Annotated in this window: 13 protein-coding genes; 11 read left to right on the top strand and 2 right to left on the bottom strand. The window is 63.4% G+C overall.

The window, feature by feature from the left end:
* Nucleotide 1 precedes the first annotated feature (1 nt).
* Complete coding sequence (locus QMG46_RS21490) at nucleotides 2-475, top strand: chemotaxis protein CheW (protein ID WP_281849934.1); 474 nt, start codon at nucleotides 2-4, stop codon at nucleotides 473-475.
* Nucleotides 476-477: 2 nt separating this feature from the next.
* Nucleotides 478-849, top strand: a complete 372-nt coding sequence (locus QMG46_RS21485; RefSeq protein ID WP_281849933.1) for a DUF2802 domain-containing protein — start codon at nucleotides 478-480, stop codon at nucleotides 847-849.
* A gap of 1,118 nt (nucleotides 850-1,967) precedes the next feature.
* Here the strand turns inward: QMG46_RS21485 and QMG46_RS21480 are convergent.
* Entirely contained in the window at nucleotides 1,968-2,225 is a 258-nt protein-coding gene (locus tag QMG46_RS21480) for an EscU/YscU/HrcU family type III secretion system export apparatus switch protein (RefSeq protein ID WP_281849932.1), read from the bottom strand.
* A complete protein-coding gene (locus tag QMG46_RS21475) occupies nucleotides 2,222-3,391 on the bottom strand; it encodes a flagellar hook-length control protein FliK (RefSeq protein WP_281849931.1) in 1,170 nt (389 codons plus the stop codon). The genes QMG46_RS21480 and QMG46_RS21475 overlap by 4 nt, the downstream gene beginning before the upstream one ends.
* A gap of 210 nt (nucleotides 3,392-3,601) precedes the next feature.
* Between QMG46_RS21475 and QMG46_RS21470 the strand changes: the two genes are divergently transcribed.
* The 9 genes from QMG46_RS21470 (at nucleotide 3,602) to QMG46_RS21430 (ending at nucleotide 13,078) form a co-directional block, all read left to right on the top strand.
* On the top strand, nucleotides 3,602-3,862 hold the full coding sequence (locus QMG46_RS21470) for an STAS domain-containing protein (RefSeq protein WP_281849930.1): 261 nt from the start codon (nucleotides 3,602-3,604) through the stop codon (nucleotides 3,860-3,862).
* Nucleotides 3,863-3,884: 22 nt separating this feature from the next.
* The gene (locus QMG46_RS21465) at nucleotides 3,885-4,247 is read left to right on the top strand and encodes a response regulator (protein ID WP_281849929.1); all 363 of its coding nucleotides are present in this window, start codon (nucleotides 3,885-3,887) and stop codon (nucleotides 4,245-4,247) included.
* A gap of 4 nt (nucleotides 4,248-4,251) precedes the next feature.
* Nucleotides 4,252-6,225, top strand: a complete 1,974-nt coding sequence (locus QMG46_RS21460; protein ID WP_281849928.1) for a chemotaxis protein CheA — start codon at nucleotides 4,252-4,254, stop codon at nucleotides 6,223-6,225.
* Between the two features lie 653 nt (nucleotides 6,226-6,878).
* Nucleotides 6,879-7,403: a chemotaxis protein CheW gene (locus tag QMG46_RS21455; protein WP_281849927.1), complete on the top strand. Its 525-nt coding sequence runs from the start codon at nucleotides 6,879-6,881 to the stop codon at nucleotides 7,401-7,403.
* A gap of 36 nt (nucleotides 7,404-7,439) precedes the next feature.
* Entirely contained in the window at nucleotides 7,440-9,164 is a 1,725-nt protein-coding gene (locus tag QMG46_RS21450; protein ID WP_281849926.1) for a methyl-accepting chemotaxis protein, read from the top strand.
* Between the two features lie 3 nt (nucleotides 9,165-9,167).
* On the top strand, nucleotides 9,168-10,046 hold the full coding sequence (locus QMG46_RS21445) for a CheR family methyltransferase (protein ID WP_281849925.1): 879 nt from the start codon (nucleotides 9,168-9,170) through the stop codon (nucleotides 10,044-10,046).
* Nucleotides 10,043-10,690: a chemoreceptor glutamine deamidase CheD gene (cheD, locus tag QMG46_RS21440; RefSeq protein WP_281849924.1), complete on the top strand. Its 648-nt coding sequence runs from the start codon at nucleotides 10,043-10,045 to the stop codon at nucleotides 10,688-10,690. The genes QMG46_RS21445 and cheD overlap by 4 nt, the downstream gene beginning before the upstream one ends.
* A gap of 100 nt (nucleotides 10,691-10,790) precedes the next feature.
* Entirely contained in the window at nucleotides 10,791-11,888 is a 1,098-nt protein-coding gene (locus QMG46_RS21435; protein WP_281849923.1) for a protein-glutamate methylesterase/protein-glutamine glutaminase, read from the top strand.
* Between the two features lie 14 nt (nucleotides 11,889-11,902).
* Nucleotides 11,903-13,078 (top strand): methyl-accepting chemotaxis protein, encoded by a 1,176-nt coding sequence (locus QMG46_RS21430; RefSeq protein WP_281849922.1) that lies wholly within the window; start codon nucleotides 11,903-11,905, stop codon nucleotides 13,076-13,078.
* Nucleotides 13,079-13,080 lie beyond the last annotated feature (2 nt).

The raw sequence follows: 13,080 nt of genomic DNA, 5'->3' as shown, positions 1-13,080 counted from the left end.
CATGAACGCCGTGGCCCAAGTTGCACAGACTCCATCCCAGTGGCTGGTGTTCTTCCTCGCTGGTCAGTCCTATGCCGCGCCGTCGGCTCAGGTCAGCGAAATCGTGCGCGACGGCGCCGTTACGCCCGTGCCTGGATCGGCCTCGGATCTGCTTGGCATCCGGCAGTTGCGTGGCCAGATCGTCCCAGTCCTGGACGGTCGCCTGCGCCTGGGGCTGGATACCTCGACCACCACGCTTGCGCAGGCGCGCATCGTGGTGTTGACGCATGAATCCCATCAGGTCGGTGTGCGTGTCGACGCCGTCGACGAGCTGCTGTCCTTGAACGAAGCGGACATGGCCGCCCCGCCATCGGGCCGCGCCCAACGCACCGACGACCCCGTCCGTGGCGTCGTTCCCTGGAAACAGGGTTTCGTTGCGCTGCTGGATGTGCGCAAACTATGCCGTTTGCCGCAGGGGGCGGCGCACGGGGATTGAGTATGGGTATTGAGATTGGCCTGATCGCGCTGATCTTGTTGGTGACGGCACAGGGGATGTTGCTTTATTGGGTGTGGCGTCAGCAGTTGCGATTGCGCATCCAGTTGGCGCAGTGTCTTTCCGCATCGGGCACGGATGTTCCGACTTCGATGCTGGTGATGATGCTCGGTCGTTTGGAACGCCGCCTTGAATCCGTCGAGCGACATCTTGAGCGTCATGGAGCGCATATGCCTGTTCCAGCCGCTTCGCCACAGACGTATGCCTTGGCGCAGCAGTTGGCGCGCGAGGGTGTGGGTGTGGATGAGTTGGTTTTGCGGTGTGGGTTGTCGCGGGATGAGGCGGAGTTGGTTCGGCGGATGCATGGTGTGGCGTGAGGGTGCTTTGACCCGGCACGTTTTGCCCGGTCCCCCACCTGTTCGTCATCCCCGCGTAGGCGGGGACCCAGTGGCTTCGGTGGTTGGTTGTCGCGAGAGCGCGCATCGCTCTGGTTCTGCGTTTAGGCTAGAAAGTCGCCTTTGGCGTGTTTCGCCGACCTGCCGGTCGCCGAGTTACTTTCTTTGCTTGTCCACGCACGCAGTGCGAACGGCGTTAGCCGGCCCGAAGGGCGGAGGGCCGTAAGGCCCGGAGTAAAGAAAGCTAACCAAAGAAAGGACACCCCTAGTCCGCCGTCCTGCGGACCGTGAGGTTTGGCCGGGCTTTAGGACGGGACATCCGTGTCCCGTCCTAAAGGCATCGACGTCCTGTCGATGCCCCCTTCGGGGCCTGATCGTCCAAACCTCACTCGGCTCCCGAGGGGGCCCGAAGAGCTGACCGCTCGCTGCGCATCGCTTGTCGAGAGCAAAGCTGCACTTTGGTGATGTTCCCGCGAGCACCCGGCCCCCTCACCCCAGCCCTCGCCCCCGGCAAAGCCAGGGGAGAGGGAGCAGGTGGCGCAAGTGCGCAACACAGAGGCTCGCCTCAGTCAGTCCCCTCTCCCCTGGCTCCGCCGGGGGAGAGGGTTAGGGTGAGGGGGTGCTTTAAGTCCTCACCGCCACGACGCCTCGCACACCAATCCGGCGCACCTCAGAAGCGCCAGAAGTGTCCCCTGACGATTCGAGTAGGCGGCACGAACGGTTGTATCTCTCAATGCTGCTCAGAGCTCTTGATCCACAGGCCATTTCTCTTGGGTTACTTTCTCTTTACTCCGGACCTAAAGGTCCTCCGCCCTGCGGGCCGGCTTCGCCGTTCGCATGCGCTGCGCGCAAGCGTGGGCCAGCAAAGAGAAAGTGACTCGCTCGCCGGCAGGCGAGTGAAACGCCCGCTGCGTAAGCGGCCAGGTCGCGAAAGCATTCAGGCAAGAACCAAGCACTGACGCCACTGGGTTCCGGCCTACGCCGGAATGACGAAGTAGGAGGGGCTACGTAAGCGGTCAAATTGCGCGAACACACAGGCGAGGACCAACCACAGCCGAAACCGGCTTTAAGTCACAGCGCAGGAGAAGCGAAAACCCAACTCACTCCCCAGCCGCATCATAAACACACCCAAGCACCGCCGCCGCAGCCGCATAAAGCGTCGCCGGCACATCATCCCGCAACCGCAGCGCAGCCAGCACAGCCGCCACCTGTGGGTCATGATGCAGCGGCACCCCCGCATCCCGCGCCCGCGCAAGCAAACGCTCCAGCGATTCAGGCGGCATCGTCGGTGCCGGCCCTTCGCTGTGGCTGATACGCAAGCTGACCTTGCGACGCGGAGGAGGGAGTGCCTGGGTCATGCCATGGTCTTCAGTAGTACGGCGCTACGGGACTGCCCGGTTTGCGGCATGCCATGCTGGCAGCTCAACTGATCGAGAATCAGCCCGCTGGCGGCAAGACGATCGCGCAGCATGTCGAAACGGCGATCGAGCTTTTCGACAGTGGATGCCATATGCGCCCAAAGCCGAACACTCAGGCGTTGGCCGCGCAATTGAACCTCGCCCTGCACCGGGCCTAGGCTCGGCAGTTCCAGCGCAAAACCCAACGTCCACGTGGAAGGATCGCTGCTGGTCGCGCCCTGTTCCAACTGCAGCTGCACGACGTCGCGCCCGTCCTTGCCTTGCACCGGTATCTCGACCATCCAGACCGAGGTAGCCGCCGTTTCCAGTTGGGCCACTTCGAGGCGGGCCAGCGCGGCATGCACGTCGGTGTTGAGTCGATCGAGTAGCGGGCGGAGATCTTGCGCATCGTCGCCGAGCAAGGGATCGCCTTCTTCAGGCGCGGCCGCGCGAGGTTGCGCCAGCAGACCGCGGTGCTGCAACGGCGGTGCGGTATCCGGGGCGTTGCCCGGTCCATTGGTCGAGGGCTTGCCGACATAACCGCCGGTCTGCAGGGCGGTAGCCAGGCGCAACAGCGCACCTTTCCAGTCTTCTTCGCCCAGCGCCTCGCCCATGGCCATCGGATCGGCGAGCTGCGCTTCAAGAAACAAGCCGCTGCGGGCGACTGCTTCACGCAAACCAGGGCCGTCGCTGATTTCTTCCGGCGTGCGCATGGCGTTTTCGAGCAAGGCCAATGCGGTACGGATGGAAGAGGGCAACTGGCGTACCTGCGGACGTTGCGCGAGGGTATCGAGCGTCGCCAGCAGCGGGGCATAGCCGTTCTGCTGTGGCAGGCGCTCACGCATGGCCTGCTGCACGAAGGTTTCCGGCCCGGAGGGGATCATCACCTCCAGCAGCGGCTCGGCGCCCATGCTCAGGACGCGCACCTGGAACTGCGGCGGCAATTGCGTGCTCGGCGACTGGGTTTCGACCGCCAACGCGCCGATCTGCAAGATCATCATCCCCTGCGGGCTCACGCCCAGTGGCCGCGCGGACAGCACGGTACCGATCCGCCAGCTGTCAGCCGTGCTGCCGGCGGCGGCGCCGGCCCAGGTAAGGGCGGCAAGGCTGGTGGGTTGGATGATCAAACAGGCTCCTGTGACGCTCGGGCTAATCGCAGACCAATGAGGGGTTGCGGCCACTGCATCGGCGGGGGACGCAATAACTTGAGCTCGGCAATTCGCTAAAGCCCGGGCCAAGACCGCCGATAAGCACACCAACGACAGCCTAACAGCAGCGAGCTAGCAGTCATGGCGGGCAAGAGCACAAAAGCGTCACGCGACGCGACGGATCAAAAGGTGCAGCTTCCGGAAGATTGCCGGATGGCGGCCTTGCCGGCGCTGCGCGACGAGTTGATGGCGGCGCTGGAGCACCCCTCCTGCACGCTGGATGCCTCGGCCACGACGCGTGTCGATACGGCGGCGGTGCAGTTGCTGGCGGCTTTTCGCCGTGCGGCCTATGCCTCCGGGCGACAGGTGAACTGGCAGGGCGTGGGCGAGCCGCTGCGCGATGCGGTCGCGCTGCTGGGGCTGGAACAGACATTGGAACTGCCGGCATAAAGCCGGCTCGACGAGGTAGACGATGGCAAAGATTCTCGCGGTGGACGATTCGGCGTCGATGCGTGGCATGGTGGCTTTTACCCTGCGCGGCGCCGGTCATGAGGTGAGCGAGGCCGAGAATGGCCAGCTGGCACTGGATGCGGCGCGCGGTTCGCGCTTCGACCTGGTGTTGGCGGACGTCAACATGCCGGTAATGGACGGGATCAGCATGGTGCGCGAGCTGCGTACGCTGACCGAATACAAGGGCGTGCCGATCCTGATGCTGACGACCGAGTCGCATACCGACAAGAAAATGGAAGGCAAGGCCGCCGGCGCGACCGGCTGGCTGGTGAAGCCGTTCGATCCGGAGCAATTGCTGGCCACGGTCAAGCGCGTGCTCGGTTAATCCCATGGCCAATGTCAGCCTTGCGCAATTTCATCAGACTTTCTTCGACGAAAGCCTCGAAGGACTCGCCAGCATGGAATCGGCGCTGCTGTCGTTGGACGACGGTGGCGACACGGAGCTGGTGCACGGCATTTTCCGCGCCGCGCACTCGATCAAGGGCGGTGCGGCGACCTTCGGTTTTCCGGAGATGGCGGCCTTTACCCACGAGGCCGAATCGCTGCTGGATGAACTGCGTGACGGCCGGCGTGCAGTCGACTCGGCCATCGTCGAGCTGTTGTTGCGCACCGTCGATTGCCTGCGTGGCATGTTCGATCGTGCCCAGGCCGGCGAACCGCTGGCGGACGCGGTCAGCGAAAGCGTGCGGCAGGAGCTGGCAGCGGCGATGGGACACGGCGTAGCCGTTGTGGCCAAGGCCGAGGTCAGCGACCAGGCCGATGCCTGGGTGATCGATTTCCGCCCGCATCCGACCATGCTGGCCGGTGGCAACGAACCCATTCGCATGATTCGCGAGCTGGCCGAGCTGGGGCGTCTGGAAGTGGTCGCGAACTGCGATGCGCTGCCGGAGCTGGCCAAGCTCGATCCGTCGCAATGCCACTTGTCCTGGCGCATCACCTTGCATGCGCCGGTGAAGCGCTCGGCCATCACCGGTGTATTCGACTGGGTAGAGGACGAGTGCGACCTGAAGGTCGAACCGCTGCTCGCCGTTGCGCCAGCAACCGCCGCCGTACCCGCAGCGGCGCGCGCAGCAAACGAAACACCAGCGGCACCGCGCGCAGTCCGCGAAGCGACCACGAATAACGAAACCAGCTCGGTACGTGTCGGTATCGACAAGATCGACAGCCTGATCGATCTTGTCGGCGAGCTGGTGATCACACAATCCATGCTCGATCCGTTCCGCGACGACTTCGATATGTCGCGCCTGGAACATCTGCGTCAGGGCCTGGCGCAACTCGCCCGTCACACGCGCGCTTTGCAGGAAAGCGTGATGGGCATCCGCATGTTGCCCATCGGCTCGGTCTTCAGTCGTTTCCCGCGTCTGGTACGTGACCTGAGCAACAAGCTCGGCAAGCAGGTCAAGCTGGATCTGGTCGGCGAGCAGACCGAGCTCGACAAGACCGTGCTGGAAAAAATCGGCGATCCGTTGGTGCACCTGGTGCGCAATGCGATCGACCATGGCCTGGAGTCACCCGACCGTCGGCGTGCTGCGGGTAAGGGCGATACCGGCACGCTGCGGCTGGAAGCCTTTCACCGCGGTGGCTCGATCGTGGTCGAAGTCAGCGACGATGGTGCGGGTCTCAATCGCCAGGCCATCATCAACAAGGCCATCCAGCGCGGCCTGATCGCCTCGGGCGACAACCTGGGTGACGACGCCGTTGCCGAGCTGATCTTCCAGCCGGGCTTCTCCACCGCCGCGGCGACCACCGATCTATCGGGTCGTGGCGTGGGCATGGATGTGGTCCGTCGTAACGTGGTGGACCTGGGCGGCACCGTCGCCATCCGCAGTACCGAGGGCAAGGGCACGGTCTTCACCATCACCCTGCCATTGACGCTGGCGATCATCGATGGCCTTACTGCTGCTGTCGGCGACGAGCGTTACATCGTGCCGCTGGTATCGATCGTCGAGTCGATACAGCTGCGCGGCGATGCCATCCGTAGCGTGGCCGGCGGCGGGGAGCTGTTCCGTTTCCGCGACGGCTATCTGCCGGTCATTCGCCTGCACGAAGTGTTCGGCATTGCCGGCGCACGCACGATGATCGACGAGGGCTTGGTGGTTGTTGTCGAGGGTGAAGGTTCGCGCGTCGGTCTGTTTATCGATGAGTTGATCGGCCAGCAGCAGGCCGTCGTCAAGTCGCTCGAAGCCAACTTCCGCCGCGTCAACGGCATTTCCGGCGCAACGATTCTGTCGGACGGTTCGGTGGCGTTGATCGTGGATGTGCTTGGCCTGGTACGCATGCAGGGGCGTAAAAAGGCAGCTTGAGTTCGGACAAGGCTTCGCAAGCGGAGGCGCTGAGGCATGGATGACCAGCTTCGCTGTTGAAAAGCGCCTCCGGCCTGCGCCGGAATGACGAGAGGGGTAGGCAAGGGTGAGAGGATGAACGCTTTAAGTCCTCACCGCCACGAAGCCTCGCGCACAGCTCCGGCGCACCTCAGAAGCGCCAGAAGTGTCCCCTATCGATTCGAGTAGGCGGCACGAACGGTTGTATCTCTCAATGCTGCTCAGAGCCTTGGCTCTAAAGGCCATTCTCTCTTTGGTTACTTTCTCTTTACTCCGGACCTAAAGGTCCTCCGCCCTCCGGGCCGGCTTCGCCGTTCGCATGCGCTACGCGCAAGCGTGGGCCAGCAAAGAGAAAGTGACTCGGACGCCGGCAGGCGTTCGAAACGCCCGCTGCGTAAGCGGCCAGATCGCCCGAACACCCAGGCAAGAACCGAGCACTGGCGCCACTGGGTGACCAGCTTCGCTGTTGTAAAGCGCTTCCGGCCTACGCCGGAATGACGAAGGTGAGGTGGCGCGAGAGAGTGGGAGTCGGCACCCCCGGCCAAAAAAGCGCAAAAAAACTCCCCGCACGCGTTCAAGCTCCCAGCCCCTCTGCCGATACCCCATACATAGAGGGGTCCCGTCCTGGAATGCATATGAGCCAAACAGCCAGCCTGTCTCAAGTCCAAGCCGTTGAATCGGCCGTCACGCAATACCTCACCGTAAACCTCGCCCAGGAGGAATACGCGATCGACATTCTGGCCGTACGCGAAATCCGCGGTTGGACCCCGGTGACGCGCATTCCGCAAGCGCCTTCCTATGTGCTGGGCGTGCTCAACCTGCGTGGCGCGATCGTGCCGGTGCTCGATCTGCGCCTGCGCTTCGGGCTGGCACGCGAGGAATACAACGCCACGACCGTCACCGTGATCATCACCGTCGCCGGGCGCCATTTCGGCGTCGTGGTCGATGGCGTGTCGGACGTGCTGGACGTCGAAGGCGGCGCGATCAAGCCGGTGCCAGATATGGGCACGGCTGTGGACACCGAATATCTGAAGGGACTGACCTCGGTCGGGCAGCGCATGGTCTTGCTGCTGGACGTGGACAAGCTGTTGCAGCCGCAGGATGCGCAGATGCTCGAGGCCGCCTTGCCCGCGGTCACCGACGTAAAAGCCGTGGCTTAACGCAGTTCCTCGTTCCGGTCATCAATTGGATCAGCAATGAAGAAGTTCACTTTCAAACTCCCTTCCTTATCGGTTCGCATGCGTCTGTACGGTGTCATGGGCTTGCTCGCGGTGATGCTGATCGGCGGCGCTGTGATCGGCCTGGGTTCGATGAGCCTGCAGAACGACGGCATGAAGCAGATCTACGAACAGGAAGTGGTGCCGGCACAGTTGCTCAGCCGTATCGGACAGCAGGCGCTGATGTCTTTCATCGTGCTGGGTGAGGCGGCCAACCAGGTCAGCAAGCCCGACGCGCTGAAACAGAAGCTGGCCGAGTACGACAAGCTGCAGGAAGGTTTTGCGGATCTGCGCAAGCACTTCGACGAGATTCCGATGAGCGATGTCATCGCCAAGGAATACAAGAAGATGCATGAGACGGATGCCGACTACAACCAGGCCAAGCAGGACACGCTCGATGCGCTCAAGCAGGGCGATGCCAGCGCAGCCGATATCCTGGAAATGCAGCTTCGCCCGATGCTGATGGATCGCCAGGCACGTATGGCCAAGCTCAACGAGCTGCAGCGTGCTGAAGCGATGAGCATTTACGAGCAACAAGTGTCGCGCTACAAGCTGATTCGTGCGGTGAGCCTGACGTCCCTGATCGCTGGCCTGTTTATCGCCTTGCTTGTCGCCGCCCTGGTGATCCGCTCGATCATCAACACGCTCAACCGCACGGTGGGCATTGCGCACGCCATTGCCGACGGCAAGCTGGGCCACAAGATCACCGTCGATCGCACCGATGAGCTGGGCAAGTTGCTCGGAGCCTTCCGCACGATGGATGAGCGCTTGAGCACGATCGTCAACGAAGTGCGGCACGGTTCGGGTTCAGTCAGCACGGCAGCGCAGCAGATTTCGCGCGGTAACGACGATCTCAGCCAGCGCACGCAGGAACAGGCGTCGAGCCTGGAAGAAACCGCTTCGTCGATGGAGGAAATGACCTCGACGGTGAAGCAGAACGCCGAGAACGCCAGCCATGCGAACCAGTTGGCTCGCGGTGCTCGCGAACAGGCCGAACGCGGCGGCGAAGTAGTCGCCCAGGCGGTCGGCGCGATGCGCGAGATCAATACCTCCAGCCGCAAGATCGCTGACATTGTGAGTCTGATCGACGAGATCGCGTTCCAGACCAATCTGTTGGCGCTGAATGCCGCGGTCGAGGCGGCACGTGCGGGCGAACAGGGTCGCGGTTTTGCGGTGGTGGCGACCGAAGTGCGCAACCTCGCGCAGCGCAGCGCGGGTGCAGCCAAGGAGATCAAGGGTCTCATCAACGACAGTGCCGCCAAGGTGCGCACCGGCTCCGAGCTGGTCGATCAGTCAGGCAAGGCGCTGGCCGAGATCGTCGACAGCGTGAAGAAGGTGACCGACATCGTTGCTGAAATCGCCGCGGCCAGCCAGGAACAGTCTGCCGGCATCGATCAGGTCAATCACGCCGTGCTGCAGATGGACGAGATGACCCAGCAGAACGCCGCGTTGGTGGAAGAGGCCGCTGCCGCCGCACGTGCGATGCAGGAGCAGGCCACCGAGCTGACACGTCAGGTGGGCTTCTTCCAGCTCGGTGACGATGCCGACTATGCACCGGTACCCACGCAGAAGGCGCGCACGACGGCTGTTGCCGCGGAGACCGAAGCCGTATTTGCCGCTGTGCGCAGCGGTGCGCCGGCCAGGCCCGCCCCGCGGGCGGCCGCTGCCGAAGCCGCCGACAGCGGTGTGTGGAAGGAGTTCTAAGCCATGTCCGTGCCGGCCACCGATGAGAGCGTTGCCAATGCGGGCATCGGTGGACCGAGCCTGGGTGATGCGGAGTTTCGTTTCCTGCGCGAGTTCGTGCTGGAGCATTGCGGCATCTCGCTTGGCGAACACAAGCGTCAGCTGGTCCAGGGGCGTCTATTGCGCCGTCTGCGTGCGCTGCGCCTGAAAGAATTCGCCAGCTATTGCGAGATCCTGCGGCGCGATCCGGAAAGCGAGTTGGGCGAGCTGGCCAGTGCGATCAGCACGAACGTCACCTCGTTCTTTCGCGAGATGCACCATTACGACTTTCTGATCGAAACGCAGCTGCCGCTGTGGCTGCAGCAGAAAAAGCGTCATGACGATCGTCTGCGGATCTGGTCGGCCGGTTGTTCCACCGGCGAAGAGCCGTATGCATTGGCGATGGTGCTGGCTGAGGCCCTTGAGCAGCACGGCAGCCATATCGACGCGAAAATTCTCGCTACCGATCTGTCGCCGCAGGCCTTGGAAGCAGCACGCAAGGGTGTGTACTCGGTGGACAAGCTCGGTGGCGTCAGCCCTGAGCGTCGCCGGCGCTGGTTCCTGCGCGGCGAAGGCGCCTACGAAGGCCTGGCTTGCGTCCATCCGCGCTTGCGCGAACTGGTGACTATTCAGCCGCTGAACCTGTTGCACGACTGGCCGATGCAAGGGCCGTTCGACGCGATTTTCTGCCGCAACGTGGTGATCTATTTCGACAAGCCGACCAAGCAGCGCCTGTTCGCGCGCTATGCGAGCCTGTTGCCGCCGGGCGGTTATCTATTCCTCGGTCATTCGGAGTCGATGTATGGCCTGAGCGACGACTTCGATCTGGTCGGTCGCACGATCTACCGGAAGCGCGACACATGAGCGAAGTCATGGCCAGTCGCCGACCTGCCACGGCACAGAACGTGTTGCCCGGCTTCGAGCATGTGCGTCGGTACTGGGATCCGACGCAGTCATGCATGACTGCGAAAATCCTGCCGGGCGAGTACTACGTCAGCGATCAGGACGAAATGATCTCGACCGTGCTGGGCTCCTGCGTATCGGCCTGCATTCGCGACCGCCAACGTCAGATCGGCGGCATGAACCATTTCATGTTGCCCGAGCCGGTCGGTGACCGCGATAGCTGGTCGTCCACGGTCAGTCGCGCTGCGCGCTACGGCAACGACGCGATGGAGCAACTGATCAACCGCATCCTGAAGGCCGGCGGGCATCGCAACGATCTTGAAGTAAAGATCTTTGGCGGCGGCCGCGTGTTGGCGCAGATGACCGATATAGGTCGACGCAATATCGCCTTCGTTCGCCGCTATATCGAGACGGAAAAGCTCAATCTGGTGGCCGAGGACGTCGGCGACGTGCACCCACGCCAGGTTCAGTACTTCCCGCAGACAGGGCGCGTACGCGTGCGCTTGATGCATGGGCTGCAGGAAAGTCGCCTGGTCGACACCGAGAAGCATTACCTCAAGCGTTTGGCAAACGATCCGATAAAGGGAGAAGTGGAGCTGTTCTAGGAAAGGGCGGCGAGGCGAGGAGGAAAGGCTCGCATTCGCCATGCAGGACCCGGTTCTTCGAGACGTTTTCACCTCTTAAGGCAAAGGCGAGTAAGCATTAATGGCTAGAGTGCGTGTACTAATCGTCGACGATTCCGCCCTGGTGCGGAAACTGTTGTCGACCATGCTCGCCTGCGATCCGGGGATCGAGGTGGTGGGTGTGGCCGCCGACCCGTTGATCGCGCGCGAAAAGATCAAGCAGCTCGAGCCCGATGTGCTGACGCTGGACGTCGAGATGCCGCGCATGGACGGCCTGACCTTCCTCGAGAACCTGATGCGCCTGCGCCCGATGCCGGTGGTGATGGTGTCTTCGCTGACCCAGCAAGGCGCCGAAGTGACGCTCAAGGCATTGGAGCTGGGTGCGGTCGACTTCTTCACCAAACCCAGCAACGACCTGGCCAGCACGTTTGCCGAGGGTGCGCAGGAGATCTGCGCCAAGGTGAAACTGGCCGCCCTGGCGCGGCCAAAGATGCGCAGTGCCGTACGCAAACTGGACGTGCCGCCGCGTTTGAGCGCGGATGCCGTGCTGCCCCGCGCCCAGACCGCGGATTCAAGGGGCGGCACACGCATTATCGCGATCGGCGCGTCGACCGGCGGCACCGAAGCCATCCGTGTCGTGCTTGAATCGATGCCGCCGGATGCGCCGCCGATCCTGATTACGCAACACATTCCGGCCGCGTTCAGTGGCCCGTTCGCCCAGCGCATGGACAACTGCTCGGCAATGCGCGTGTGCGAAGCGCGCGATGGCCAGCCCATCCAGCACGGCCATGCTTACATCGCACCGGGCAGCCAGCATCTGCTGGTGATGTGGGACGGCGCACGCTACGTCTGCCGTCTGCACAACGGGCCGCCGGTAAATCGTCATAAACCCAGTGTCGACGTGCTGTTCCGTTCGGTGGCCGCCAGTGTCGGCGCACCGGCCATCGCCGCCTTGCTGACCGGCATGGGCGACGACGGTGCACGTGGCCTGGCCGAGCTGCGCGAATGCGGCGCTCCCACGCTGGTGCAGGACGAGGCCAGTTCGGTCGTATGGGGCATGCCCGGCGCCGCCTGGAAGATGGGCGCCGCCAGCGAAATGCTGCCCCTGGAAAATATCGCTGCGCGCCTCCTCGAGATGGCGCGTCAACCCGTCGCCCGCGCTGCCCGCGCGGTCACTTGAGTTCGGACAAGCCCATGTCAGTCATTCCTTCATCGATCGCCTCGCGGCCACTGTACGGCTTTGTCGCCAGTGCGGCCGCGTTGCTGCTCTGCCTGTTCTGGCATCCCGCCTGGTTGGCACCGGTGCTGGTCATCGCGCTCACGGCAGTGTGGATCGTCGAGACGCGGCGCAACGCTCCGGTGGTGACCGAGGCCCCGATCATCGACTCCGCGCCGGTACGCGAGGCACTCGAAGACGTGCGTGGCGCGCTGGTGGACGAAATGGGCCACGCCTCGCGCGAACTGCATCAGGCGATGGACCTGCTGCGCGACGCGGTCTCGGAACTTGGCGGTGGCTTTGACGGCCTGTCGCAGAAGACCGGCATGCAGCAGTCGCTGCTCAAGCAGATCATCGATGTGCAGAACGGCGGAGTGTCGGTGCAGGACTTTGCCGCACGCACCGGCGACCTGCTGGAGCACTTCGTCGGCCTGATCGTGCAGCTGTCGCGCGAGAGCCTGCGCATCGTCTACCGCATCGACGGCATGGCCAAGGAAATGGACGCGGTGTTCGGCCTGTTGAAGAACGTCAACACGATTGCCGAAGAAACCAACCTGCTGGCCTTGAATGCCGCCATCGAAGCGGCGCGGGCAGGCGAATCCGGCCGTGGTTTCGCGGTGGTTGCGGGCGAAATCCGCAACCTCGCCAGCAACTCCAACCAGTTCAACGAACAGATCGGCAGCCACGTCGAGCGCGCCCGCGCCGCGATGGACCATCTGCGCGAGCTGGTCGGCACGATGGCATCCCAGGACCTGAACGTGGCGCTGTCGGCCAAGGGCGGTATCGACGCGATGATGGCCCACGTGACCGAAAGCGACGCGCGCACCAGCGTGGTTGCCGACCAGGTTGTCGAGATCAACCGTGGCCTGGGTAACGACGTGTCGACCACGATCCGCTCGCTGCAGTTCGAAGACATTCTCAGCCAGCTGCTCAACCAGACGCGTACCCGCCTGGTCGAGCTGCAGGAAGTCACGGCCGAGTGCACGCGCGATATCGAGGCGCTGGCCTGCGACCCGATCGACGCTCATGTGCTGGTCGAACGCGCCCAGCAGGTGCGCTCACGCCTTGCCGTGCAGCGCGAGAAAGCCAAGCTGCGGTCACGTGGTCCTGCCTTGCAGAGCACGATGGACGCCGGCGAGATCGAATTGTTCTAAAC

This window comes from Dyella sp. GSA-30 (assembly GCF_027924605.1).
Taxonomy (GTDB): Bacteria; Pseudomonadota; Gammaproteobacteria; order Xanthomonadales; family Rhodanobacteraceae; genus GSA-30.
This window is presented reverse-complemented; position numbering and strand designations above follow the sequence as displayed.

Excerpts from the sequence above, each read along its gene's own strand:
- QMG46_RS21485 (WP_281849933.1), top strand. The coding sequence starts at position 478 with ATGGGTATTGAGATTGGCCTGATCGCGCTGATCTTGTTGGTGACGGCA.
- QMG46_RS21445 (WP_281849925.1), top strand. The coding sequence starts at position 9,168 with ATGTCCGTGCCGGCCACCGATGAGAGCGTTGCCAATGCGGGCATCGGT.
- QMG46_RS21430 (WP_281849922.1), top strand. The coding sequence starts at position 11,903 with ATGTCAGTCATTCCTTCATCGATCGCCTCGCGGCCACTGTACGGCTTT.
- QMG46_RS21435 (WP_281849923.1), top strand. The coding sequence starts at position 10,791 with ATGGCTAGAGTGCGTGTACTAATCGTCGACGATTCCGCCCTGGTGCGG.
- QMG46_RS21450 (WP_281849926.1), top strand. The coding sequence starts at position 7,440 with ATGAAGAAGTTCACTTTCAAACTCCCTTCCTTATCGGTTCGCATGCGT.
- QMG46_RS21480 (WP_281849932.1), bottom strand. The coding sequence starts at position 2,225 with ATGACCCAGGCACTCCCTCCTCCGCGTCGCAAGGTCAGCTTGCGTATC.
- QMG46_RS21460 (WP_281849928.1), top strand. The coding sequence starts at position 4,252 with ATGGCCAATGTCAGCCTTGCGCAATTTCATCAGACTTTCTTCGACGAA.
- QMG46_RS21455 (WP_281849927.1), top strand. The coding sequence starts at position 6,879 with ATGAGCCAAACAGCCAGCCTGTCTCAAGTCCAAGCCGTTGAATCGGCC.
- cheD (WP_281849924.1), top strand. The coding sequence starts at position 10,043 with ATGAGCGAAGTCATGGCCAGTCGCCGACCTGCCACGGCACAGAACGTG.
- QMG46_RS21490 (WP_281849934.1), top strand. The coding sequence starts at position 2 with ATGAACGCCGTGGCCCAAGTTGCACAGACTCCATCCCAGTGGCTGGTG.
- QMG46_RS21465 (WP_281849929.1), top strand. The coding sequence starts at position 3,885 with ATGGCAAAGATTCTCGCGGTGGACGATTCGGCGTCGATGCGTGGCATG.